Genomic DNA, 23411 nt, shown 5'->3' with positions numbered 1-23411 from the left:
GGGGACGGGAGGTCCGTCCCCGGCGGCGGCCGGGCGGCACGGGGTCGATCGAGCGGGAGCCGCTCCGGGCGGGCCCGGGTCGGCCCCGGATCAGCCCTGCTGGCCGGCCTTGCGGCGGCGGAGCACCACGAGGGTGCCGACACCGGCGACCAGGACGGCGCCACCGGCGGCCGCGATCATGGTGGTGTCGTCACCGCCACCGGTGGTGGCGAGGGTCTTGCCGGCGTCGGCGGCGGCCGTCTTGGCCTTGGTGACGACGGCCGGGGTGATCTTCGGCGGGGTGACCTTCGGCACGTCCACCGGGAAGTCGATCGGCTGCTGCACGTCGGTGCTGCTGGCGGTCGGGGCCGGGGTGGCCGGCGCGCCGGAGTCGGTCGGGGAGGCCGACGGCGAGGCGGTGCCGGTGGCCGGGGTGGTCGGCGCGGAGGTGGTCGGCGCCGGAGTGGTCGGGGCCGGGGTGGTCGGCGCCGGGGTGGTCGGCGCCGTGGTGGGGGTCCCCGTGGTCGTGGCCGAGGGCGACGCGCTGGTGGTCGGGGTCGGCTTGCCGGTCTTGGTGGGCGTGGGGGTCGGGGTGGGCTTGCCGCCGCCACCGGCCTTGATGGTGAAGCCGGCGCCCTTGATGCCGTCGCAGCTGAAGTGGCCGTTGTCGGACTCGTCGTCGGCGTTGGCCGAGAAGACCACCGGGACGACGCCGGCCTTGCCCAGCGGGGTGTCCTTGGTGAAGGAGACCCGGACGTCGATGTCGATCCGCTTGCCGGGGGCGAGGTAGAGCAGCGCGTCGTCGGCGGGGCCGCCGTCGTTCACGCCGCCGAGCAGGATCAGCACGGCGCTGTCGTCGCCGTCGCCGCCACCGGGCGCGATCGAGCCGGTCCGCCAGGTGCCGCCGCCGGGCAGGCCGGCCGGCAGCTGGTACTCGACCTTGAGGTCCTTGGCCTTGAGCGAGCCGGCCTTGTTCTTGAACTTCAGGAGCGGGAAGGCGACGAAGTCGTTCTTCGCCGAGTTCTGGATCCGGTAGGAGAAGACGCGGGCGTCACCGCCGGCGACGAAGGTGTCCGGGACGCCCCGCACCGAGAGGTCGAGGTTCTGGTGGTTCGCCTGCGCGGCCTGAGCGGCGGCGGACGGGGTGCCGGTGGAGCCGACGGCCATGGCGCCCTGGGCGCCGGTGAGCACCAGCGAGGACGTGAGCGCGGCGACGCCGGCCAGGGCAAGACTGCGACGTATGGACAAGGAGACCTCACGGAAGTGTCCGGGCGAGGCCCGGGCGCGAGGGGGCGGCTGTGGATGCCGCCACTCCCCCGCGAAGCTGAAATTCCGACGGAGAGTACCGAACGATTCGGCCACTTCGGAAGGCGGGTGCCCGGTTCCGTTCCACGACCGGGCCCGGGGCGCCCGAATCGCCCAACTCCGTCCGACGGTAGGGCTTTTGCACCTCGGCAAAGGACGACCGCAAAGTGACGGGTACACGCCCGCGAAGACGGTATCGCACGGGCCCGGGTGGCTTGAATCCATCGGTCCGCGCAGAGGCGGCCCGGACTGCCCCGGGCCGCCTCCGGCCGTCTCCGGCCGCCTCCAGCCGTCTCCGGCCGGATCAGCCCGCGAAGAAGGACTTGGCCGCGATCAGCGCCCGCTCGTCGCGCAGGACGTCCCCCGGCTTGGTCCCGTTGCCGATCAGCGCGCCGCCCCAGCGCATCCCCATGTACTCGGCGGTCAGCTTGAGGGTGCCGATCAGCGGCTCGGCGTGCTCCTCCGTCCCGGCCAGTACGGTGACGTCCCACAGGGTGCCCCCGCGCATGCCGTCCCGGAAGGCCAGCCCGGGCACCCGGAACCAGGCCGACCAGTAGTCGAGGTAGAGCTTGGCGCTGGTCGGCATCGTGTACCAGTACAGCGGCGCGACGAGGACCAGGTCGGTGGCCGCCAAGGTGGCCTCCAACAGCGTCCGTTCGTGCCCGACCGGCTCCGGGTAGCGGCCGTCACCGGTGTGCCGGAGGTCCTGGAAGGGCGGCAGCGGGTGCTCGTCGAGCCGCAGCCACTGCTGCTCGGCGCCCTCGGGCAGGCTCGACTCGGCGGCCAGCCGGGCGAGTTGCTGAGTGTTCCCGCCGACGCGCGAGCTCGCGTCCAGGAACAGGAAACGGCGCGGCGCCCCGGCGTCGGACGGCTGGTCGGTCATCGGTACTCCCCCTGTCAGGTGCTGTGGACACCCGAGCGAGCACCGGCGGACCGCCGGGTATTCCGCAGCCCCGGCCAGGGGTTCCGGCGGCCGGTCAGGCCGGCAGCCCGGCCCGGCGGCGGGCGACCTCGGCGACGGCCGCCCAGTCCTTCTCGCCGTCGCCGTGCGCCAGCGCGTCCAGGAAGGCGTCCCGCAGGATGCCGCCGAAGGGCAGCGGGACGTGCCGCGCGGCCCCGGCCTCCAGGGCCAGGCCGACGTCCTTGAGACCGAGCGGCAGCCGGAACCCGGCCGGCTCGTAGCGGCGCTCGGCCACCATCGAGCCGTAGCCGGAGTAGACCGGCCCGGGGAAGAGCGTGCTGCTGAGCATCTCGACCAGGTCGGTGGGCCGGACCCCGTGGGCCTCGGCCAGGCTGCACGCCTCGGCCATCGACTCGATCGCGCAGGCCAGCAGGAAGTTGGTGCTGATCTTGGCGGTGTTGGCCTGCCCGGGGCGGTCGCCGAAGTGCCAGCTGCGCTCGCCCATCGCGGCGAACAGGGGCTCGGCCCGGTCCAGCAGTTCGGGTGCGCCCGCGACCAGGATGTTGAGCTTCCCCGCCGCCGCGACCGGCGGCCGGCCCAGGACGGGCGCGGCGACGTAGCCGATGCCGTGCCCGGCGTGCAGTTCCTCGGCCCGCTCGGCCAGTGCGAGCGAGACGGTGGCCATGTTGACGTGCAGGGTCGCCTTCGCGCCCGCCAGCAGCCCCGGGTCGAGCAGCAGCCCTTCGACCGCCTGGTCGTTGGCCAGCATCGAGACCACCGTGTCGGCGGCGAACACCTCGGCGAGCGAGCCGGCCGCCTCGGCGCCCAGGGCCACCAGGGCGGCCACCGGCTCGGGCGAGCGGTTCCAGACCCGTACGGAGTGGCCGGCGCGCAGCAGGCTGCCGGCCATGCCCTGCCCCATCGCGCCCAGCCCCACGAAACCGACCGTCGCCCCGCTCATCCGCGCACTCCGTCCGCCGCCGTCACCCGTACGTTGGTCCGTCCGGGAGCGACTGTACGTCAGGGGAGTCCGGCGGGCCGGGGATGTCCAGGACTCCCCGGACGGGCGGGCCGCCCCGGCCGGGCGGCTACGCGACCCGGGCCGGGCGGCGGAGGCGGCCGGCCGAGGCGCCGCGCTCCAGCTCGGCGACCACGCGGTGGCGCAGCAGCTCGTACTGGGCCTGGAGCCGACCGGGGCGGGCCGGGCGGGCGACCGGGCGGCCGGGGCCGACCAGCTCGTTCGGGTCGAACTGCTCCCGGGTGAGGTCGATCTCGAAGCCGGTGGCGAAGCGGTTCCACCAGTGGAGGTCCGTCCGGACCCCGTCGACGTGGACCTCGCCCATCATCAGCTCGCCGCCGAGCAGGTCGTGCACCACCATGGCCGTCACCCCGCACTGGCCGCGGGCGGGATTGTCGGGACGCCAGCGGGCCTGGTCCTCGGGCGCGCAGGTGTCGACACCCCAGGAGGAGCGGATCGCACGTTCGATGTCGTTGAGGGTCCACGCCGTCATACCGGGAAGCCTGCCACGCGGCACTGACAACGACACCGGCTTTTCAAAGGGTCACCGCCTGTTCTGCGGCGACCCTCCCCTTGTTCACCCGAACGAGTCCGCCGCGGGCCGTCGCCCGGGAGCACGGCGGGTGCCGGGTACGGGAGTTCGCCCGGCCGGCCGGCCCCGGCGGCGGGCCGACCGGGCGGGGCGGGTCACTTCGCCAGGGCGGCCACGCCGGCCTGCGCGAACTGCTCGTCCAGGTCGCCGCTGGGCGCGCCCGCGACACCGATGCCGGCGACCGGAGCGCCCTTGGACTGCACCGGGGCGCCGCCCGCCAGGAACAGCGTGCCGGGGATGTCCTTGAGGTTCGGGGCCTGGGCCAGGCGCTTGGCCAGCTCCGAGGTCGGGGCGTTCCAGGAGACCGCCGTGAAGGCCTTGCGCTCGGCCGACTCCGGGGCCTGCGGGCCGGCGCCGTCGCCCTTGAGCAGCACGCGGGTGACGCCGTCCCGGTCGACCACGGCGACGGAGACGTGCTGGCCGGCCTTGGTCGCCGCGTCCAGGGCGGCCTGGGCGGCGCGGGTGGCGGCGTCGACGGTCAGGCCGGTGCTCTGGGCGAGGTTCCTGTTCTGGGCGTCGGCCTTCACCGCGGCCGGGGAGGCCGGGGTCTCGGTGGTCTCGGCGCTGGCCGAGACGGCGCCGACGCCGGCGGCGGCGAGCGCGGCGACGGCGGCGGTGCCGGTCAGCACCCGGGTGCGCACGGAGGTCTTCTTCATGGTCCAGCTCCTCAACGGGACGGCGGGTCCGCGGGGTCCGCGGCGGGTCCGGGGCCGGACGGCGGGGGGACCGCCCGGCCCTGCTCCGATCCTCCGGCCGGATCCGGGTGCGCGGCATCGACGGTCCGGCGCGACCGTCCGGGCATGATGGGGGACGCCGACGTCAACCGATCGGCTGATGCGGGACCGGGCCGGACGGGTCAGCATCGAGGGATCGGCGCAGGTCGGTGCAGCGGGCGCCGGCCCGTACCGCTCCACCCGCCCTGCCCCGCCCGACACTGCTCGGGCGTCGACCCGCCTCCCCGTGGGTCGTCGGCCGAGCCCCGTCCGGAGCCCGTAGCGCCAGGAGCCCCCCGTGCAGCAGCCCCACCCGTCCGCCGGTCCGCCCCCCGGCGGGCGCGACGCCGGTGACCCGGACGCCGGACGGCTGGCGCTGCTGCTGGACTCCGCCTTCCTGCTGCTGCTCGCCGCCGCGCTCAGCCGCTACCTCACCCACCACGCCGACAGCCCCCGGATCCCCTGGGTGATCGGGCTGAGCGCCGCCCTGGCCGTCACCCAGCCGGCCGCCTCCTGGCTCGACCACCGCCGCCCGACCCCGCCGGGCCGGCCGCGCCGGTGGACGCTGGCGCTGCTGGTCGCGCTCTGGGTGGTGCTGGTGCTGCTCGCGCCGAGCTTCGCCTGGTGCGCCGTCCCGCTGATCTACACCGGGCTGCGGGCACTGCCCGCGAAGGCGGCGATCCCGCTGGTGGCGGCCCTGACGCTGCTGGTGGTGAGCGCCGAGGTCCGGCTGCCCGGCACGGCGGACGCCACCCTCGTCCTGCTGCCGCCCGCGGTGGCCGCGCTGGCCACCGGGGTGTTCCTGTTCATGGCCCGGCAGGCCGCCCGGCAGCGCGCGCTGATCGCCGACCTGGTCCGTACCCGGCGCGAACTCGCCGCCACCGAACGGCGCGAGGGCACGCTCGCGGAGCGCGAGCGGCTGGCGATGGAGATCCACGACACCCTGGCGCAGGGCCTGTCCAGCCAGCAGATGCTGCTGCAGGCCGCCGACCGCACCTGGGACGCCGACCCGGCGACCGCCCGCACCCACGTCCGCACCGCCGCCGAGGTGGCCGCCCGCAACCTCGCCGAGGCCCGCCGCTTCGTCCACGACCTCGCCCCGGCCGAGCTCGCCGACGGCGGCACCCTGGACCGCGCGCTGCGGGCGCTCGCCGAACGGGAGTCCGCCGAGAGCGGGCTGCCGGTCCGCTTCCACCTGGACGGCACGCCCGTCCCGCTGCCGGCGGCCGTGCAGTCCGCGCTGCTGCGGATCGCCCAGGGCGCGCTGGCCAACGTCCGGGAGCACGCCGGGGCCTCGACGGCCGCGATCACCCTGTCCTTCCTGGGTGACCAGGCCGTGCTGGACGTCGCCGACGACGGCCGGGGCTTCGATCCGACGGCGGGCGGGTACCGCGTGACCGGCGGCACCCGCGGGTACGGCCTGCCGGCCATGCGCGCCCGGCTGCGGCAGCTGGGTGGCACGCTGACCGTGGAGAGCGCCCCCGGCGAGGGCACCGTCGTCTCCGCCGCGATCCCCCTGGAGCACCGATGAACGCAGCGCGCACCCCGTCGAGCGACGCACTGGACGCCGGCTCCGCCGCCGTCCGGCTGCTGGTCTGCGACGACCACGCGGTGGTCCGGGCCGGCCTGCTGGCGCTGCTCGCCAGCGCGGGCGACATCGAGGTGGTCGGCGAGGCGAGCACCGGGGAGGAGGCCGTCGCGCTGGCGGCCGCACTGGCCCCGCAGGTCGTGCTGATGGACCTCCAGCTCGGCGAGGGAATCGACGGCGTGGAGGCCACCCGGCGGATCACCGCCGCCCCGGGCGGGCCGCACGTCCTGGTCCTCACCACGTACGACACCGACGCCGACATCACCCGGGCCATCGCGGCCGGCGCCACCGGCTACCTGTTGAAGGCCGAGCGGCCGGAGGAGCTGTTCGCCGCCGTCCACGCGGCCGCCCGGGGCCGGACGGTGCTCTCCCCGCCGGTCGCCTCCCGGGTGATGGCGCAGATGCGGGCGCCCTCGCCGCAGCTCACCGAGCGCGAGCAGGACATCCTCGAACAGCTGGCGCAGGGGCTGGGCAACCGGGAGATCGCCCGGGCGCTGTTCATCAGCGAGGCGACGGTGAAGACCCATCTCGGCCGGATCTACGACAAGTTGGGCGTGGACACCCGGGCGGGCGCGGTGGCGGTGGCCAAGGAGCGCCGGCTGCTGCGCTGACCGCCCCGGCTCTCCGGAGCCCGCTCCTCCGCTGCGCTGGGCACTCGCGCGGTGTCACTCCGTGCTGTCATGATGCATGGAATGTCGGGTTCCGGGCCGCGCGCTGCGCGCGTCCGGGAGCGTGCCGCCCGGCCGCCCACCACCCCGGCGAGGTCACAACTGCCTGGTGGGACGCCCATCACACCGGCCCGACCACATCGCCACGATTGTGGATTTTTCGTGGATCCCACTATTGACAAACCAACCACGCGGTTTGTTAGCGTGAGAGCACGACGTCCCCGGGGGTGGGGACTCGCCGGGTCTGTGCGGACGCTCTCGCCGGAGGGTGGTGCAGGGGGGAACGGCGAGGCTGCCGGGGTGTCGGGGGGAGCGGCAGCGCCGAAGCCGCGCGACGTGGCGGCGTGGAGCGGGTCCGGGGGGACTCGCTCCACGCCTCCCCCGTAACCCGCCCCCGCGCGTCACACCAGTGCGCTCCAGTACGCGCAGTGCACGTAGGGCAGCGGAGCCGGATCGGGCTCACCCGCTCCCGGCAACTCGGGCACCCGCTCCGAGCGGGCCACCCCGAGCTGGCTCGCGGTCACTCGGATCTCACCGAACTCGCCGAAGCACAGCACCAGTTGAGAACCCTCCCGAGTCGTCGCGGCGACCCCGGGCCGATCCCGTCCGGCGTTCAGCGAGGTGATCGTCCACCCCCGCCGCCGCCACTGCCGCTCCACCGCACCCGCCAACTCCGCCCGCCGACCCGGGGACACGACGGTCAACAGGTCCCGCCCGCGGGTCACGTACCAGAGCACCTCGGCGCCGCGCCGCCCGGGCGCCGCCAACCGCACCCCCGCCCGCGGCACCGCCTCCTGCCACACCGGCACCGGCCGGAGGCCCTCCACGGTCTCCCGCAGCAGCTCCTCGCACCGTTCCCCGGCGTCGAGTTGATCGACCGTCACATCCGGGGCCAACACCGGCCACCAGTCCGGCACGGCCACCGCGCCGGCGCGGAACCCGTCCGGGCACCCCAGGTTCAGCTCGGCACCACCTGACTGCACAGGGCCCTCCGTACTCCCCCCGGCGTTCAACCCGGGCAGGCATTCCATCACTCCTTGGACGGCCCCCGGGCACGGACAGTTCCCCGCCCCGGGCCCCACCGGATCCGGGGTCAGCCCTTCGCGTCGTCCGCCCAGGTGATGTCCATCTGGTCGATGAAGTAGCGGCCGTCGAAGCAGAGGAAGACCTTGGACGTGGTGTCGTTGTCCGCGATCCAGGTCTTGTTCCACTGCACGACGGTGCCGGCGCCGTCCCGCTTGGGGAAGTAGAGGCCCTCGCGGCGCTCCGGCTGGTTGTAGAAACCGTGTCCGTTGGGCAGCCGGTACGGCGTCCGGAAGAGGGCGTCGCTGCCACCGATGCGGTCGAACAGGGCAGCGGGGAAGTTGGTGCGGGCGACGAGCTTCGGCGGGACGTAGTGGACGTCCACCTCCCCGGAGTCCACGTAGCGGGCGGGCTCCCCCTTCAACCGGTGGAAGGCCCTGCGTACGGCACCCGCCGTGTCGTAGCTGCCCGTGAAGGTCACGAGACTCCCCTCCCGCCCCTCCTGGTACCAGTCGCCCTGGGAGTACTGGTCGAAGTCGAAGGTCTCGATGCGGGTGCCCGGGGTGAGGAGGTCGCCGGGGACCTCCCGGAAGCTGGTCTCGTCGAAGATCTGCTCGATGGTCCGCACGCGCTTCTCGTAGCGGCGGGCCGGCACCCGGAACCGCTCGGCCACCCACTGCTCACCGTCACCGCCGGCCTCGGGCGCGAGCACCACGGCAGTGCCCTCCGGGCTCCCCGCCGGAGCACCGGCCACCAGGCCGGGAATGCGGTGCAGTCGCAGCACGAACGTCTCGGTGGGCCAGTCGACCAACATCGTGAACACCCTCTCTGGCAATGGAACATGACAGCACGTCATAGAGATGATCACTTGATCGGACGACACTGCGCCAGAGGGCCCCGGACAGGCAAGGACAACCGACACGGCGGGGCTCGGGCATCCCCGACCGCGCCTTCCACCTCACGGCCCCCGCAACCGGCGGAAGCTCGCCGCCGAAGCCACCTTCGCCGACCTCGCCGAGAACGAGAACCGCTACGGCGCCGGGACCGAACTGGACGCCGTCAACGACGCCCGGAAGGCCGTCGGCGCCCTCCGAGGCCCGCCCCCGCCCCTCGGCGGTGCCCGGACAACGCAAAAGCCCCAGGTCGCTGACCTGGGGCTTTACTGCTGGAGCGGGCGACGAGAATCGAACTCGCGCTCTAAGCTTGGGAAGCTCATGTTCTACCATTAAACTACGCCCGCCTGATGAGCCGTCAGAGACTGCTCATTCCAGTGTCACTGTACCCCATCCGCGACAGTGGTCGCACGGCCGGCCCCGGGCCGTGGCGGAGCCCGGTGGGGGCGGGCGGGGAGCGTACTGTTTGGGCCGCGTGCGAGTGCCCCGGTGGGTGTGGGGTCGGGGCGGCGAGCCATGGTGTTGAATGTCCGGAACATCCCCTAATGTGACGCTGTCCCGGGGCCAGGCCGCCGGGGCGCGATGAGTACGGGTGAGTACTGGGTTAGGGATGGGAAGGGGATCGATGGAGCAGCGCACCGTCGTTCGTTGTGCCGAGGGGCACCTGTTCAGCACCACCACGTTCCCGATGCAGAACCTCGGTCCCGGGCGGCTCGGGCCCGGGCGGTTGATCCGCTGTCCGCAGTGCGGACGGCTGCGGAACTCGGTGCCGGCCGACGTACGGGAGCTGTCGACGGCCCAACTGGCTCGGGCGATGCGGCTGGAGGCCGCTGAGTTCCTGGCCTGACGGCCGACGGGAGGACACGGGGCCCCGGACGGATTCGTCCGGGGCCCCGTCGTGCACGTAACCTCGAAGCGTGCTGCTCTCTGACAAGGACATCCGGACCGAAATCGACCTGGGCCGGGTCGCCCTCGACCCGTTCGACCCGTCGATGATCCAGCCGTCGAGCATCGACGTGCGCCTCGACCGCTTCTTCCGCGTGTTCGAGAACCACAAGTACCCGCACATCGACCCCTCCGAGGAGCAGCCGGACCTGACCCGGCTGGTCGAGCCGGACGGCGACGAGGCGTTCATCCTGCACCCCGGCGAGTTCGTGCTGGCCTCGACGTACGAGGTCATCACGCTGCCCGACGACGTGGCCTCCCGGCTGGAGGGCAAGTCGAGCCTGGGCCGGCTGGGCCTGCTCACCCACTCCACGGCGGGCTTCATCGACCCGGGTTTCAGCGGTCACGTGACGCTGGAGCTGTCGAACGTCGCGACGCTGCCGATCAAGCTCTACCCGGGGATGAAGATCGGGCAGCTGTGCCTGTTCCGGCTCTCCTCGCCGTCCGAGCACCCGTACGGCTCCGCGCGCTACGGCTCGCGCTACCAGGGGCAGCGCGGCCCGACGCCGTCCCGCTCGTACCTGAACTTCCACCGCAGCGAGGTCTGACCGCGCCGCGGCAGAGCGCACGCACGACGGGCGGCCACCCCCTCGACCCGGGGGTGGCCGCCCGCGGCGTTTCCGGACGGCTGCGGAGCGGGCGGCGCCGGACAACCAGCAGAGCCGGACAGCTGCGAAGCCGCCCGAGCGGTGTCAGGCCCGCTTCGGGCTGGTGACGGCGACCAGCTCGGCGCCGTCCTCGGACAGCCGCAGCTCGGTGCGCAGCTCGGCGAGCTCGCCGAGGTGGTGCAGGTGGGTGCCGCCGCAGAAGATCTGCGCGCCGCCCTCGGGCAGCTCGCAGTGCCACTGGCGGCGGGCGGTCAGCTCGGGGCCGGGGACGTCGATCCGGACCGGGGCGTCAGCCGCGACCCAGGCGGCGAGCCGGGCGTTGACGGCCTCGGTGAGGGCGGGCAGGGCGTCGGCGAGGGCGGGGAACTCCTCGGTGGCGTCGACCGTGAAGCCCTTCTTCTTGAGCGACTTGCCGAGCCGGTAGGTGTCGGTGCTGGCCTGGGTGTCCATCACCGAGCTCGCCATGGCGAGGCTGTCGAAGTCGGGGTTGCCGAAGGCGTCGGAGCGGCCCGGGTCCTTGCGCCAGCGCGGGGCGAGCGCGGCGTTCAGGGCGAGGGCGAGCAGGTGGCAGCCGCTGTGCGAGGCGCTCAGGGCGGCCCGGCGCTCGGTGTCGACGGCGAGCGCGGCGGTACGGCCGACGAGGTCGCCGGGGTCGGTGGCGAGGACGTGCAGGACCAGCCAGGACCACTCCTCGTCCCCGCGCTTGACCGGGATCTCGGCGCCGACCAGCGGAGCGCCGCCGTCCGGGCCGACCGCGCCGGTGAGGCAGTCCACCACGGCCAGCTCGGTGCCGTCGACGGTGAGGGTGCCGTGGTCGGCCGGCTGGTCGGGCCAGGTGTGGTCGAGCGGGTGGAACGGGGTCGCCGTGGTCACCACCGCGTACCGGCCGTCCGCCAGCGGGTGCACCGCCAGCACCGGGGACTCCCCGGTCACCGCCCCGGCCGGGAAGCTGACGTGGGTGGTGGGGAGGGTCATGGCTGGCTCCGCTGGTGGTCGACGAACGAGGGTGGGCGGGCCCGGGCCTTCCGGCCGGACCCGCCCACCATTCTGCCTGTCGGCCCCGCGCCGGCGGCAGGGACCTTGATCACGCCGGCCGCTGCCGCCCGGTCACCCGAGCGTCGGCAGCTTGATCAGCACCAGCAGCGCGAGCAGCTGCAGCGCCGCCGCGGCCGCCGCCTTGCCCCAGGGCAGGTCGTGCACCCGCCGGACCATGGTGGTCAGCAGGTACGCGCAGAGCATCCAGGTCGCCCAGCCGACCACCTGCACCACCGCACTGCCCGAGGGCAGCACCAGGTCGAGCAGCAGCCGGGGCGCGTCGGTCAGCCAGCCGATCAGCGCGGCCAGGCCGACCGTCGACTTCCACGGGCCGTCGCCGCCGAGCTGGCGGGCCAGCGCGTAGGTGACCGCGCCGAAGACGGCACCGGCCACCGTGAAGCCGATGGCGGCGGCGAGCAGGCCGGTCAGCGCCACCGAGAAGGTCGAGTTGACGATGTCGTCGTGGGTCAGCCCGATGCCGAGCACCGCGAGCACGCCGTACAGCAGCGAGACGCTGAGGGCGGGCAGCCAGACCTGGTGGTCGCGGGTGCGGTCGAAGATCGCGGTCGGGGTCCGGAAGATGCCGACGAACAGTTCGCGCCACTGCGGCCGGGGCCCGCTGACGTGCGGGGCGGACTGGCCGCCGGCGCGGTAGACGGTGACGTTGTCCTGGCCGTACGGGGGCTGCTGCTCCTGGGCGTACGGCGGCTGCTGCCCGTAGCCGCCGCCGTCGTAGCCGTACTGGCCCTGGTCCGGGCCCTGGCCGTGGCCCTGGCCGTAGGGCGGCTGCTGCTGCCCGTACGGGGCGCCGCCCCGGTACGGGTCGCCGGCCGTCGGGAAGGCCCGGGTGCTGCCCGGCCGGTCGGCCGCGTACGGGTCGTACCCGTCACCGACCGTGGACCCGGGACCGCCCGCGCCGCCGCCCGGGGTGCCCGGAGTCCCCGGGGTGCCCGGCCCGCCGGGCGCTGCCGTCGGGTGCGCGGCCGTGAAGTACTCCGGCCCGTCCACGGGGCCGTCCGCCCGCCCGTACCCCCCGGGCGCCCCCGGCGGCGGCGGAGGCGCCGACCATCCGCCGTGCGGACGGTCGGCGCCCTGACCGCTGTCGTATCGATTACCAGCCACGCTCCGAAGGTACCCGTCCGGCCCAGTGCGCGTCCGCCCCGGACGGAGCCGGGGCCGGTTTGCAGCGAGCCTGAGACGAACGGGTCCGAAAGTCGTCCGGCGAGGACGCCCGGGGCCGCTGCGGAGCCGTCAGCGCTGGGCGGTGACCGACGGCCCGTGCACCGAGGCGGCCGCGGCCGTGCCGGCCGGGCAGCCGCCCGGGCCGGCCGTGGTGCGGACGGCGCCGACCGGCAGCAGGGTGCCGCAGGCGATCCGGATGCCGTTGGGCAGCTCGTTGTCGGACTCGACGATCGCGCCGTCGCCGATCACCGCGCCGTCCAGGGCCGAGCGGTCGCCGACCGTGGCGTAGGCGCCCACGATCGAGTCCTTGACCAGGGTGTCCGGGCCGATCACGGCGCCGGGCAGGATCACGCTGCCCTCGACGATCGCGCCGGCCTCGACCACCGCGTCCGCGGAGACCACGGTGCCGCCGCTGAGCACCGCGCCCGGGTGGACGGTGGCGCCGGGCAGCAGCAGGGCGTCACCGGTGGGGCCGGGGACGGCCGGGGAGTCGACCTTGCCGAGCACCAGGTCGGCCGAGCCGCGGACGAACGCGGCCGGGGTGCCGAGGTCCAGCCAGTACGAGGTGTCGACGACACCGCGCAGCAGGGCGCCGGTGGCCAGCAGCTCGGGGAAGGTCTCGCGCTCGACGGAGACCTCGCGGCCGGCCGGGATGCGGTCGATGACGGAGCGGGTGAAGACGTAGCAGCCGGCGTTGATCTGGTCGGTGACGATCTGCTCCGGCGTCTCCGGCTTCTCCAGGAACTCCAGCACCCGCCCGTTCGCGTCGGTCGGGACGAGGCCGAAGGCCCGCGGGTCCTCCACCCGGGTGAGGTGCAGGGTGACGTCGGCCCCGGCGGCCACGTGGCCGTCGCGCAGGGCGGCGATGTCGAGGCCGGAGAGGATGTCGCCGTTGAAGACCAGGACCGGCTCGTCCGGGCCGCAGGTCAGCCCGGAGGCGGCGTTGCGGATGGCCCCGCCGGTGCCCAGCGGCTCGCGCTCGGTCAGGTAGACCAGCTCGATCCCGTACGGGGTGCCGTCCTGGAAGTGGTCCTCGAACACCTCGGCCAGGTAGGAGGTGGCCAGCACCACCCGGGTGACCCCGGCGGCGGCCGCACGGGCCAGCTGGTGCGCGATGAAGGGGACGCCCGCCACGGGCAGCATCGGCTTGGGGGTGTGGGTGGTCAGCGGACGCAGTCGCGTGCCCTTACCACCGACGAGCATGATCGCCTCGGTCATGGTCTGCGCTGTTCCCCTTGTGCTCTCCGCGGCCCGGCCCGGCGGGCCGATACCTCCGTCAGTGGTCCGAACCCGTCCTGAACGGGTCGCCCGGCTCGCAGCCGGTCCGGCGCCTACTGTATTTCCTTCCGACCGAATGCCCGTCCGGCGGCCGTGCGATTGACGTCACTCGCCGTCCGCCCGCCGTACCGCCGACCGTCGCCCGGGCCACCGGAAAGCCCGGCCCGGCGGGCGCGTTTGCGGCGTCCACCGGGCCGGGCGGTTGTTGCAGAACTGTCGAACAGCGAACGGTGACCGCAGTGACCGCGGTGACCGCGGTGACCGCGGTTACGTGCCCACCGTCCACGCGTCCACGGCTACGCGTCCACCGTCACGGGCTCCTCGGTCTCGGCCGGCGGGGTCGCCTTCACCGAGTCGAGCAGCAGCTGGGCCACGTCGACCACCTTGAGGTGCTCCTTGGCCGCGCCCTCGTTCTTCTTGCCGTTGACCGAGTCGGAGAGCATCACCAGGCAGAACGGGCAGGCGGTGGAGACGATGTCCGGGTTGAGCGACAGCGCCTCGTCCACGCGCTCGGTGTTGATCCGCTTGCCGATGCGCTCCTCCATCCACATCCGCGCGCCGCCGGCGCCGCAGCAGAAGCCGCGCTCCTTGTGGCGGTGCATCTCCTGCTGGCGCAGACCGGGGACCTTGTCCATGATCTCGCGCGGCGGGCTGTAGACCTTGTTGTGGCGGCCCAGGTAGCAGGGGTCGTGGTAGGTGATCAGGCCCTCGACCGGGTTGACCGGGACGAGCTTGCCCTCGTCGATCAGGTGCTGCAGCAGCTGGGTGTGGTGGATCACCTCGAAGTGCCCGCCGAGCTGCGGGTACTCGTTGGCGATGGTGTTGAAGCAGTGCGGGCAGGTGGCCACGATCCGCTTGGTCGGGGCGTCCTCCAGCGCGGCGTTCAGCGTCTCCACGTTCTGCGCGCCGAGCATCTGGAAGAGGAACTCGTTGCCCAGGCGGCGCGGGGAGTCACCGGAGCAGGTCTCCTCCTTGCCGAGGATGGCGAACTTCACGCCCGCGGTGTGCAGCAGCTCGGCGAAGGCCTTGGTGGTCTTCTTGGCGCGGTCCTCCAGGGCGCCGGCGCAGCCGACCCAGTAGAGGTACTCGACCTCGGCGGGGTCGATGTCCTCGCCGATCACCGGCACCTCGATGCCGGTCTCCTTCTTGAGCTCCTTGACCCAGTCGAGGCGGGCCTTGGTGGCCATGCCCCACGGGTTGCCCTTGTTCTCCAGGTTCTTGAGCATCGTCCCGGCCTCGGTCGGGAAGTTGCTCTCGATCATCACCTGGTAGCGGCGCATGTCGACGATGTGGTCGACGTGCTCGATGTCCACCGGGCACTGCTCGACGCAGGCGCCGCAGGTGGTGCAGGACCACAGCACGTCCGGGTCGATGACGCCGTTCTCCTCGGCGGTGCCGATCAGCGGGCGCTCGGCCTCGGCCAGGGCGGCCGCCGGGACGTCCTTGAGCTGCTCGGCGGTGGCCTGCTCGACGCCCTCCATGTCCTTGCCGCCACCGGCCAGCAGGTACGGCGCCTTGCCGTAGACGTGCTCGCGCAGGCTCATGATCAGCAGCTTGGGGGACAGCGGCTTGCCGGTGTTCCAGGCGGGGCACTGCGACTGGCAGCGGCCGCACTCGGTGCAGGTGGAGAAGTCGAGGATGCCCTTCCAGGAGAAGTGCTCGACCTGGGAGACGCCGAAGACGGCGTCGTCGGCCGGGTCCTCGAAGTCGATCGGCGCGCCCTTGCTGGTCATCGGACGGAGCCCGCCGAGCGCGGTGGCGCCGTCGTCCTCGCGCTTGAAGTAGATGTTGAAGAAGCCGAGGAAGCGGTGCCAGGCCACGCCCATCGAGGGGTTGAGGCCGATGGTGATCGCCCACGCGAACGAGATGCAGATCTTCAGCATCGCGAACAGGTAGACCAGGTTCTCCAGCGTGCCGTGCGACAGCCCGCTCAGCGCCGAGGTGATCGGGTACGAGACCAGGTGCTCCGGACCGTACGAGTCGACGCCGGCCAGGGCGCCCTCCAGGGCGCGCAGCATCAGGATGCACAGGCCGATGCCGAGGATCGTGTACTCGACGTAGAAGGCCTGCCAGGCGATCGAGCCGGCGAACCGGGACTTGCGGCCCGACCGGGACGGCAGGCTCATCAACCGGATCACGATCAGGGTGGCGATGCCCAGGGTGGTCAGGGTGCCGACCAGCTCGACGAAGAGCTGCCAGATCATCCAGTTGCCGATGATCGGCAGTTCCCACTCGGCGTCGAACAGCTGGCCCATCGCGTTGACGATGGTGAGCACCAGGCTGAAGAAGCCGACGGCGACGAACCAGTGGGCGATGCCGACGATCCCCCAGCGGTTCATCCGGGTGTGGCCGAAGAACTCGGTCGCGAGGGTCTTCACCCGCTGGGCGGGCTTGCCGAAGCGGGTGGTGTCCGGCGCGCCGGTCAGCACGACCCTGAAAATGTGCCACGCCGCACGGAGGGCGAGCGCGGTGCCGATCACGAACGTGACCAGCGAGATGACGATCGCTGCTAGTTGCATCGCTCTCCGTCTCCTGCGGCTTGCGGTTGAGCAGTGTCTGCGGTTCTGCGGTTTGCGTGCTGCGTTCTGCGGGACCGCGGTTGTCCGAGTGATTGTACTGGTCGGTAACTTGCCGGGCCGACGGCCCGGACATTACAGGTCGCCAACAGTCCTCCAGAAGGTTCCCAAGCTATGGCGGCAGTCACGTGACCGCACGCGCGCCGCCCCGGGCCACGCGCGCCGGGAACCCCCGCCCCCTCCGGACCGGCATCAGCAAAGTTGAGCGCCGAACACTCATAGCTGTTGACGATGCCCGCCGGGTCGTGCATCCTTGAGCCTGTAAAGCTCAACTCTTCCGTGGAGGTATCTACGATGGCACGCGCGGTCGGCATCGACCTCGGTACGACGAACTCGGTCGTCAGCGTTCTGGAGGGTGGCGAGCCCACCGTCATCACGAACGCCGAGGGCGCGCGGACCACGCCGTCCGTCGTCGCCTTCGCCAAGAACGGCGAGGTCCTGGTCGGCGAGGTGGCGAAGCGCCAGGCGGTCACCAACGTCGACCGCACCATCCGCTCGGTGAAGCGCCACATGGGCACCGGGTGGAAGATCAACATCGACGGCAAGGACTTCAACCCGCAGCAGATCTCGGCCTTCGTGCTGCAGAAGCTGAAGCGCGACGCCGAGGCCTACCTGGGCGAGACCGTCACCGACGCCGTCATCACCGTCCCGGCGTACTTCAACGACTCGGAGCGCCAGGCCACCAAGGAGGCCGGTGAGATCGCGGGCCTCAACGTCCTGCGCATCGTCAACGAGCCCACCGCGGCCGCCCTGGCCTACGGCCTGGACAAGGACGACCAGACCATCCTGGTCTTCGACCTCGGCGGCGGCACCTTCGACGTCTCCCTGCTGGAGATCGGCGACGGGGTCGTCGAGGTGAAGGCCACCAACGGTGACAACCACCTCGGCGGCGACGACTGGGACCAGCGCGTCGTCGACCACCTGGTCAAGGTCTTCCAGTCCGGCCACGGCGTCGACCTGTCCAAGGACAAGATGGCCCTGCAGCGTCTGCGCGAGGCTGCCGAGAAGGCCAAGATCGAGCTGTCCTCGTCCTCCGAGACCTCGATCAACCTGCCCTACATCACGGCCTCCGCCGAGGGCCCGCTGCACCTGGACGAGAAGCTCACCCGCTCCCAGTTCCAGCAGCTGACCGCGGACCTGCTGGACCGCTGCAAGGTCCCGTTCCACAACGTGATCAAGGACGCCGGCATCTCGCTCTCCGAGATCGACCACGTCGTCCTGGTCGGTGGCTCGACCCGCATGCCCGCCGTCGCCGAGCTCGTCAAGGAGCTGACCGGCGGCCAGGACGCCAACAAGGGCGTCAACCCGGACGAGGTCGTCGCCATCGGCGCCGCGCTCCAGGCCGGTGTCCTCAAGGGCGAGGTCAAGGACGTCCTGCTGCTCGACGTCACCCCGCTGTCCCTCGGCATCGAGACCAAGGGCGGCATCATGACCAAGCTGATCGAGCGCAACACCACGATCCCGACCAAGCGCTCCGAGATCTTCACCACGGCCGAGGACAACCAGCCGTCCGTGCAGATCCAGGTCTACCAGGGCGAGCGCGAGATCGCCGCGTACAACAAGAAGCTCGGGATGTTCGAGCTGACCGGCCTTCCGCCGGCGCCGCGCGGCCTGCCGCAGATCGAGGTCACCTTCGACATCGACGCCAACGGCATCATGCACGTCGGCGCGAAGGACCTCGGCACCGGCAAGGAGCAGAAGATGACCGTCACCGGCGGCTCCTCGCTGCCGAAGGACGAGGTCGACCGCATGCGCCGCGAGGCCGAGCAGTACGCCGAGGACGACCACAAGCGCCGCGAGGCCGTCGAGACCCGCAACTCCGCCGAGCAGCTCGTCTACTCGACCGAGAAGTTCATCGCCGACAACTCCGACAAGCTGCCGGCCGACGTCAAGACCGAGGTCGAGACCGCCATCGGCGAGCTCAAGGAAGCCCTCAAGGGCGAGGACATCGCGAAGATCCGCGAGGCCTCCGAGAAGGTCTCCACCACCGCCCAGAAGCTCGGCCAGGCGCTCTACGCCAACGCCGACGCCGCCGGTGCCGGTGCCGCCGCGGCCGGCGACTCCGCCCACGCCAAGGAGGACGACGTCGTCGACGCCGAGATCGTCGACGACGAGAAGCCCAAGGGCGGTGCGTCGGCATGACGGACAAGCCGCAGGGCGGCAAGCCCGGCGACGACTCCGCCGCCGAGGAGGCCGTGATCAAGGCCGCCGAGGAAGCCGCCTCGGCCGGTGCCGGCGAGACCCCCGAGGAGCTCTCCACGGCCAAGCGCGAGCTGGCCGAGCGCACCGCGGACCTGCAGCGACTGCAGGCCGAGTACCAGAACTACCGCAAGCGGGTCGAGCGCGACCGGCTGACCGTCCGCGAGATCGCGGTCTCCAACATCCTGGAGTCCCTGATCCCCGTCCTGGACGACATCGGCCGCGCCCGCGAGCACGGCGAGGTGACGGGCGGCTTCAAGTCCGTCTCCGACTCCCTGGAGATGGTCGTCGCCAAGCTGGGCCTGCAGCAGTTCGGCAAGGAGGGCGAGCCCTTCGACCCGACGCAGCACGAGGCGCTGATGCACAGCTACTCCTCGGACGTCACCGAGGACACCTGCGTCCAGATCCTCCAGCCCGGCTACCGCATCGGCGAGCGGATCATCCGCCCGGCGATGGTCGCCGTGGCCGAGCCCCAGCCCGGCACCCAGACGACGCCCGGCCCGGACGCCGACGCGAAGTCCGCCGAGAAGGACAAGTCCGACGGTGGCTCGGACAGCTGACAACCTGTGACAGCTGACAACCAGTGCGCTGCGGAGTCGTACGCCGGCCAGTACGGCGGCCGGCTCCGCAGCGCGCTGTCAGCAGCGCTTCTTCCGGCGGCTGTTGACAGCGCAGTGACGATGGACATCGGGAGGTGTCGGGAGCGGTGAGCGAGCACAGCGAGCGAACCATCGAGGGGTGCGTGAACCGCTCAGCGGCTTCCGGGCGGAGCGAGGTGGGCGCATGAGCGGCAAGGACTTTGTCGAGAAGGACTACTACAAGGTCCTCGGCGTGCCCAAGGACGCCACCGCCACCGAGATCAAGAAGACCTACCGCAAGCTGGCGCGCGAGTTCCACCCGGACGCGAACAAGGGCGACGCCAAGGCCGAGGAGCGCTTCAAGGACATCTCCGAGGCGTACGACGTCCTCTCCGACGAGAAGCGCCGCAAGGAGTACGACGAGGCCCGCAGCCTCTTCGCCAACGGCGGCTTCCGCACCGGCGGCCCCGGCGGCGCCGGTGGCTACGGCTTCGACTTCGGCGACCTCTTCAACGGCAACCAGGGCAGCGGTGGCGGCGGCGGACTCGGCGACGTCTTCGGCGGCCTCTTCAACCGCGGCGGCGCCCGGCAGGCCCAGCCCCGGCGCGGAGCCGACGTCGAGACCGAGGTGACGCTCTCCTTCGAGGAGGCCGTCGACGGCGCGACCGTCCCGCTGCGGATGACCAGCCAGGCCCCCTGCCGGCTCTGCAACGGCACCGGCGCCAAGACCGGCACCACCCCCCGGGTCTGCCCGACCTGCGTCGGCGCCGGCACCGTCAGCCGCGGCCAGGGCGCCTTCGCGCTCTCCGAGCCCTGCAAGGACTGCCGCGGCCGGGGCATGATCGTCGACGACCCGTGCCCCGACTGCCACGGCAGCGGCCGGGCCAGCTCCGCCCGCACCATGCAGGTCCGCATCCCGGCCGGCGTCCAGGCCGACCAGCGGATCCGGCTCAAGGGCAAGGGCGCCCAGGGCGAACGCGGCGGCCAGCCCGGTGACCTCTACGTCACCGTGCACGTCGACCCCCACCCGGTGTTCGGGCGCAAGGGCGACAACCTCACCGTCACCGTCCCGGTCACCTTCCCCGAGGCCGCCCTCGGCGCCACCATCGAGGTGCCCACGCTGAACGGCCCCGCCGTGAAGCTCAAGCTCCCCCCGGGCAGCGCCAACGGCCTCACCATGCGCGCCCGCGGCAAGGGCGCCACCCGCAAGGACGGCACCCGCGGCGACCTCCTCGTCACCGTCGAGGTCGTCGTCCCCCAGCACGTCGCCGGTGACGCGCTGGACGCCCTGGAGCAGTACCGCGAGGCCACCGCCTCCGACGACCCACGAGCCGCTCTCTTCCGGGCGGCGAAGGGAGCGTGACGACCAGATGTCCCCGAACCCGCTGAACCCGACGAACCCGATGGACCCGATGGCGTCCAACGGCCCGATCGGCCCGGGCCTCGGCGAAGGCCTCCCCGGCAACCCCGCCGGCGGCCGCCCCCGCCGCGCCGCGTCCGCGCCGCAGTACGTCCTCACCGAGGACACCCCGGTGTACGTCATCTCGGTCGCCGCCGAACTCTCCGGCCTCCACCCGCAGACCCTGCGCCAGTACGACCGCCTCGGCCTGGTCTGCCCCGACCGCACCGCCGGCCGCGGCCGCCGCTACTCCGCCCGGGACATCCAGCAGCTGCGCGAGGTCCAGCGGCTCTCCCAGGACGAGGGCATCAACCTGGCCGGCATCAAGCGGATCATCGAGCTGGAGAACCAGGTCAGCGCCCTCCAGTCGCGCATCACCGAACTGGCCGACTCCCTCGAAGGCGCCGCCACCGCCCTCCAGCAGCGCGAGGCCGCCGTCCACGCCTCCTACCGCCGCGACCTCGTCCCCTACCAGCCCCCCACCCCCCAATCCAGCGCCCTCGTCGTCTGGCGCCCCAAGCGCTGACCCGGGGCCCGCACCGCACCACCAGCCGCCGGCTCCCTCCTGTTCGGGGGGTGCCGGCGGCTGGCGTGTGGTGAGAGAGTGGCTGTCCGCTGGGTGGTCCGGGTCCATCAGCAGGCTCAAACCGCGCGAGCCGAACGACTCAAAACATCACACTCAATAACCCCTACAAGCTTCACCAACCGTCTTGTCCAGCAAATGGCAGGGAGAGAACATGAGCGGCCGGGAACAGGCGGGCCTTCCAGCGAGTGGATCTCGCATCCTGTCACCCGCAGCTCGAGAGCTATTCCTGGCAACCATCCAGAAGCGCGGCAAGACAATTCGGAAGGATGAAGAATCAGCCACTCGGGACGCGCTCGACGAGCTGGTGAAAATCGGACTCCTGGTTCCCGATATCGACGAGCCCGGAATGTTCGTCGCAGTCGACCCGGCTCAACTTTCCATAAGCCTCAGCCTCAGCTGGCAGCGACAGGCGCTTGATCTGCTGTCCCGCGCAATTTCAATACCCACGGAACTGAACGAGCTTTCCGAAGGATTTCACTCGCCGAGCCAAATCGGTGGCCCAATCGAATACGTCCGAGGAAAAGCGCTCATCAATCAGAGACTCCGACAGTCCACCGAGAAGGGACTATCGGAGGCACTCGCAATGCAGCCCGGTGGCCCGCGCCCGCCTGACGTACTCGCCGCAAGCGTTGAGCCCGACCTTGAGGTCCTCCGGCTTGGCGCCAGTATGCGAACCATCTATCACGCGAGCACGCGATACCACCAGCCGACCAGGGACTATGTGACCACTTTGACCGCGGCGGGGTCACAGTTCCGCACCCTGGATGAACCCTATACCAGACTCATTATCATTGACCGTCGAATAGCCGTCATTCCCGTCGCCGATGACATGAGCCTTGCGGCTTTCATATACGATCAATCCGTCATCAAATATCTCGCCGACGAGGTGTTCGAGCGCAACTGGGCCCGGGCGCTTGAATTCAGCGGAAATCGAACGGTGCCACAGGAAGTCATCTCCAGGCTCCGGCAAACGATCATCGAGCTTCTTCTCGCAGGAACAAACCATCGCGTGATCGCGCGTCGCCTAGGAATTAGCGAAAGAACCTTGGCACGCCACATAGCGGAGATGCGGGACGACTACAACGTAGATTCGCTCTTCCAGTTGGGCTACGTTCTCGGACGGTCGGCACAGGGATCCACGACTCAACCGTGACGGCATCCGGCCGCACTGGCGGGACTTGGCATCACCCGCGAATCGCCGATGACTGTCGAATCCCTTATGTCCAGTTGATGTCGTTCTGGATGAGCGCAACGGCGGCAATGCGCCCAGGAGTCACGTGTCGATCCTGAGAGAGCGAGGAGCACACGGCTGCCAGCATCGCCACACCAACGACAACCGCAAGCACGACCCTTCGGACGTGCCGCTGGATGCGAGACATCAGCCAACCACTTCCCTCAAACCACCGTATCGAACTAATCACCAGCTATGGAACGCGCGACCCCATAGTGCCGTATAGCCATGGAACAACGCCATCCCCATGCCTCATGCGTGCGTCATCTCCCTGCCAGGCATCCAGATGCCACCTCGTGAACCTGGACGTGAAGGCGTCATGCGATGGACGATCAGTTCGCTCCCGATGGTCCGGCAGGACGCCACATCTTGCCAATGTACCGTCAAATGCGAAGCCGTTCACCAGCAGCACCACTCCATAGAGCAGCCCACATTCAACGCATAGCCGACATTCTCTCCCCCGGTCGGCCTTCCCCCGGAGTCGACATGACCGAGCCCTACCTGCGTCACAACGACAGCCAGGCCCCTGAGGGTCGGCGTGCACGTGTGTTCCTGGCCGCGCCGCTGATGCGGCTGACCGGCCCCGCGGACAGCGTGGTGACGCTCGCCAGCCGGACGCGGCTGACGACGCTCCGCACCACCCTCCTGCGCAGCGGTGCCGCCGTGTACAGCGCGCACCACAGCGACGCCTGGACCGTCGCCGGCCGGGCGCCCGAGCCCCGGGTCCCCTCCGACTTCCGGGCGCTCCAGTCCGCGGACCTGGTGTTCGCCTACGTCGGCGCCCCGCTCTCGGCCGGCGTCAGCCTCGAACTCGGTTGGGCGTCGGCGCTGCGGAAGCCGATCGTCCTGCTCGTCGACGAGGCCATCACCCACAACCCGCTGATCGCCACCATCGAGCAGGTCGCCCCCGTCCTGCCGCTGGTCTTCGACGACACCTGGTCCCAGGAGGCCCTCCACCACACCGTGGAGACCGCCCTCGACTGGGCCGGCATGGCGCTCTCCCTCCGCGAGGGTTTCTGGACCGCCCCCGGCGACCGCTTCAACGTCCCCCGGCAGCAGCAGACCTCCGTTCCCGGCTACTGGCCGACCGGCGCCGCCACCGGCTGAGCAGGGC

General features: G+C 71.7%; 19 protein-coding genes, 1 tRNA gene and 2 pseudogenes. 10 read left to right on the top strand and 12 right to left on the bottom strand.

Features of this window, described 5'->3' with window-relative positions; all coding sequences use genetic code 11:
* Positions 1-90: 90 nt before the first annotated feature.
* The 5 genes and pseudogenes from ACFXOZ_RS05385 to ACFXOZ_RS05365 all read right to left on the bottom strand — a co-directional run bounded on the left by ACFXOZ_RS05385 (position 91) and on the right by ACFXOZ_RS05365 (position 4451).
* Positions 91-1227, bottom strand: coding sequence for an LPXTG cell wall anchor domain-containing protein (locus ACFXOZ_RS05385; protein ID WP_380523388.1), 1137 nt, complete (start codon positions 1225-1227; stop codon positions 91-93).
* 361 nt (positions 1228-1588) lie between these two features.
* Complete coding sequence (locus ACFXOZ_RS05380; RefSeq protein ID WP_380396416.1) at positions 1589-2167, bottom strand: flavodoxin family protein; 579 nt, start codon at positions 2165-2167, stop codon at positions 1589-1591.
* A 94-nt stretch (positions 2168-2261) separates the two neighbouring features.
* A pseudogene (locus ACFXOZ_RS05375) lies at positions 2262-3212 on the bottom strand (NAD(P)-dependent oxidoreductase); the annotation flags it as partial.
* A gap of 61 nt (positions 3213-3273) precedes the next feature.
* Complete coding sequence (locus tag ACFXOZ_RS05370) at positions 3274-3696, bottom strand: hypothetical protein (protein WP_375882681.1); 423 nt, start codon at positions 3694-3696, stop codon at positions 3274-3276.
* Between the two features lie 194 nt (positions 3697-3890).
* The gene (locus tag ACFXOZ_RS05365) at positions 3891-4451 is read right to left on the bottom strand and encodes a heme-binding protein (protein WP_375882684.1); all 561 of its coding nucleotides are present in this window, start codon (positions 4449-4451) and stop codon (positions 3891-3893) included.
* A gap of 355 nt (positions 4452-4806) precedes the next feature.
* Here ACFXOZ_RS05365 and ACFXOZ_RS05360 point away from each other — a divergent pair, with 355 nt between their 5' ends.
* Both ACFXOZ_RS05360 and ACFXOZ_RS05355 read left to right on the top strand, forming a co-directional pair.
* Positions 4807-6039, top strand: coding sequence for a sensor histidine kinase (locus ACFXOZ_RS05360; RefSeq protein WP_380587602.1), 1233 nt, complete (start codon positions 4807-4809; stop codon positions 6037-6039).
* Positions 6036-6707 (top strand): response regulator, encoded by a 672-nt coding sequence (locus ACFXOZ_RS05355; RefSeq protein WP_380587599.1) that lies wholly within the window; start codon positions 6036-6038, stop codon positions 6705-6707. The genes ACFXOZ_RS05360 and ACFXOZ_RS05355 overlap by 4 nt, the downstream gene beginning before the upstream one ends.
* Before the next feature lie 458 nt (positions 6708-7165).
* Here ACFXOZ_RS05355 and ACFXOZ_RS05350 read toward each other — a convergent pair whose 3' ends face one another.
* The 3 genes from ACFXOZ_RS05350 to ACFXOZ_RS05340 all read right to left on the bottom strand — a co-directional run bounded on the left by ACFXOZ_RS05350 (position 7166) and on the right by ACFXOZ_RS05340 (position 9027).
* Positions 7166-7747, bottom strand: coding sequence for a hypothetical protein (locus ACFXOZ_RS05350; RefSeq protein WP_375882690.1), 582 nt, complete (start codon positions 7745-7747; stop codon positions 7166-7168).
* Between the two features lie 110 nt (positions 7748-7857).
* Entirely contained in the window at positions 7858-8601 is a 744-nt protein-coding gene (locus ACFXOZ_RS05345) for a hypothetical protein (RefSeq protein ID WP_380587596.1), read from the bottom strand.
* 352 nt (positions 8602-8953) lie between these two features.
* Positions 8954-9027 (bottom strand) — tRNA-Gly (locus ACFXOZ_RS05340).
* Positions 9028-9290: 263 nt separating this feature from the next.
* On the opposite strand from ACFXOZ_RS05340, the gene ACFXOZ_RS05335 reads away from it, so the two are divergent.
* The gene (locus ACFXOZ_RS05335; protein WP_375882694.1) at positions 9291-9527 is read left to right on the top strand and encodes a hypothetical protein; all 237 of its coding nucleotides are present in this window, start codon (positions 9291-9293) and stop codon (positions 9525-9527) included.
* A 70-nt stretch (positions 9528-9597) separates the two neighbouring features.
* Complete coding sequence (gene dcd / locus ACFXOZ_RS05330) at positions 9598-10173, top strand: dCTP deaminase (RefSeq protein WP_375882696.1); 576 nt, start codon at positions 9598-9600, stop codon at positions 10171-10173.
* A 144-nt stretch (positions 10174-10317) separates the two neighbouring features.
* On the opposite strand, the gene ACFXOZ_RS05325 is transcribed toward dcd, so the two are convergent.
* The 4 genes and pseudogenes from ACFXOZ_RS05325 to ACFXOZ_RS05310 form a co-directional block, all read right to left on the bottom strand.
* Positions 10318-11208, bottom strand: coding sequence for a metal-dependent hydrolase (locus ACFXOZ_RS05325; protein ID WP_380587593.1), 891 nt, complete (start codon positions 11206-11208; stop codon positions 10318-10320).
* 132 nt (positions 11209-11340) lie between these two features.
* Positions 11341-12390, bottom strand: a complete 1050-nt coding sequence (locus ACFXOZ_RS05320) for a Yip1 family protein (protein ID WP_375882701.1) — start codon at positions 12388-12390, stop codon at positions 11341-11343.
* A gap of 213 nt (positions 12391-12603) precedes the next feature.
* Positions 12604-13668, bottom strand: a pseudogene (locus ACFXOZ_RS05315) (sugar phosphate nucleotidyltransferase); the annotation flags it as partial.
* Positions 13669-14024: 356 nt separating this feature from the next.
* Positions 14025-16247, bottom strand: a complete 2223-nt coding sequence (locus ACFXOZ_RS05310) for a (Fe-S)-binding protein (protein WP_380587590.1) — start codon at positions 16245-16247, stop codon at positions 14025-14027.
* Positions 16248-16598: 351 nt separating this feature from the next.
* On the opposite strand from ACFXOZ_RS05310, the gene dnaK reads away from it, so the two are divergent.
* The 6 genes from dnaK to ACFXOZ_RS05280 all read left to right on the top strand — a co-directional run bounded on the left by dnaK (position 16599) and on the right by ACFXOZ_RS05280 (position 23404).
* Positions 16599-18446 (top strand): molecular chaperone DnaK, encoded by a 1848-nt coding sequence (gene dnaK, locus ACFXOZ_RS05305; RefSeq protein WP_380523849.1) that lies wholly within the window; start codon positions 16599-16601, stop codon positions 18444-18446.
* Positions 18443-19063 carry a nucleotide exchange factor GrpE gene (grpE, locus tag ACFXOZ_RS05300; protein ID WP_375882708.1) on the top strand — a complete coding sequence of 207 codons (621 nt, stop codon included), beginning with the start codon at positions 18443-18445 and terminating at the stop codon, positions 19061-19063. Before dnaK ends, grpE begins: the two co-directional genes overlap by 4 nt.
* Before the next feature lie 223 nt (positions 19064-19286).
* Positions 19287-20444 carry a molecular chaperone DnaJ gene (gene dnaJ / locus ACFXOZ_RS05295; protein WP_375882710.1) on the top strand — a complete coding sequence of 386 codons (1158 nt, stop codon included), beginning with the start codon at positions 19287-19289 and terminating at the stop codon, positions 20442-20444.
* Between the two features lie 49 nt (positions 20445-20493).
* A complete protein-coding gene (locus ACFXOZ_RS05290; RefSeq protein ID WP_375882928.1) occupies positions 20494-21006 on the top strand; it encodes a heat shock protein transcriptional repressor HspR in 513 nt (170 codons plus the stop codon).
* 211 nt (positions 21007-21217) lie between these two features.
* On the top strand, positions 21218-22219 hold the full coding sequence (locus ACFXOZ_RS05285) for a hypothetical protein (RefSeq protein WP_380523846.1): 1002 nt from the start codon (positions 21218-21220) through the stop codon (positions 22217-22219).
* 564 nt (positions 22220-22783) lie between these two features.
* Positions 22784-23404, top strand: coding sequence for a hypothetical protein (locus ACFXOZ_RS05280; protein ID WP_380523844.1), 621 nt, complete (start codon positions 22784-22786; stop codon positions 23402-23404).
* Positions 23405-23411: the final 7 nt, after the last annotated feature.

This window comes from Kitasatospora sp. NPDC059160, from assembly GCF_042755465.1.
GTDB lineage: Bacteria > Actinomycetota > Actinomycetes > Streptomycetales > Streptomycetaceae > Kitasatospora.
The sequence above is the reverse complement of the archived record's forward strand: the minus strand, read 5'-3'. Positions and strand labels throughout refer to the sequence as shown.

Coding starts and splice junctions, on each gene's coding strand:
- ACFXOZ_RS05310 (WP_380587590.1), bottom strand. CDS start 16,247: ATGCAACTAGCAGCGATCGTCATCTCGCTGGTCACGTTCGTGATCGGC.
- ACFXOZ_RS05335 (WP_375882694.1), top strand. CDS start 9,291: ATGGGAAGGGGATCGATGGAGCAGCGCACCGTCGTTCGTTGTGCCGAG.
- dnaJ (WP_375882710.1), top strand. CDS start 19,287: ATGAGCGGCAAGGACTTTGTCGAGAAGGACTACTACAAGGTCCTCGGC.
- ACFXOZ_RS05370 (WP_375882681.1), bottom strand. CDS start 3,696: ATGACGGCGTGGACCCTCAACGACATCGAACGTGCGATCCGCTCCTCC.
- ACFXOZ_RS05290 (WP_375882928.1), top strand. CDS start 20,494: ATGGCGTCCAACGGCCCGATCGGCCCGGGCCTCGGCGAAGGCCTCCCC.
- ACFXOZ_RS05280 (WP_380523844.1), top strand. CDS start 22,784: ATGACCGAGCCCTACCTGCGTCACAACGACAGCCAGGCCCCTGAGGGT.
- ACFXOZ_RS05355 (WP_380587599.1), top strand. CDS start 6,036: ATGAACGCAGCGCGCACCCCGTCGAGCGACGCACTGGACGCCGGCTCC.
- grpE (WP_375882708.1), top strand. CDS start 18,443: ATGACGGACAAGCCGCAGGGCGGCAAGCCCGGCGACGACTCCGCCGCC.
- ACFXOZ_RS05285 (WP_380523846.1), top strand. CDS start 21,218: ATGAGCGGCCGGGAACAGGCGGGCCTTCCAGCGAGTGGATCTCGCATC.
- dnaK (WP_380523849.1), top strand. CDS start 16,599: ATGGCACGCGCGGTCGGCATCGACCTCGGTACGACGAACTCGGTCGTC.
- ACFXOZ_RS05345 (WP_380587596.1), bottom strand. CDS start 8,601: ATGTTGGTCGACTGGCCCACCGAGACGTTCGTGCTGCGACTGCACCGC.
- ACFXOZ_RS05325 (WP_380587593.1), bottom strand. CDS start 11,208: ATGACCCTCCCCACCACCCACGTCAGCTTCCCGGCCGGGGCGGTGACC.
- ACFXOZ_RS05380 (WP_380396416.1), bottom strand. CDS start 2,167: ATGACCGACCAGCCGTCCGACGCCGGGGCGCCGCGCCGTTTCCTGTTC.
- ACFXOZ_RS05365 (WP_375882684.1), bottom strand. CDS start 4,451: ATGAAGAAGACCTCCGTGCGCACCCGGGTGCTGACCGGCACCGCCGCC.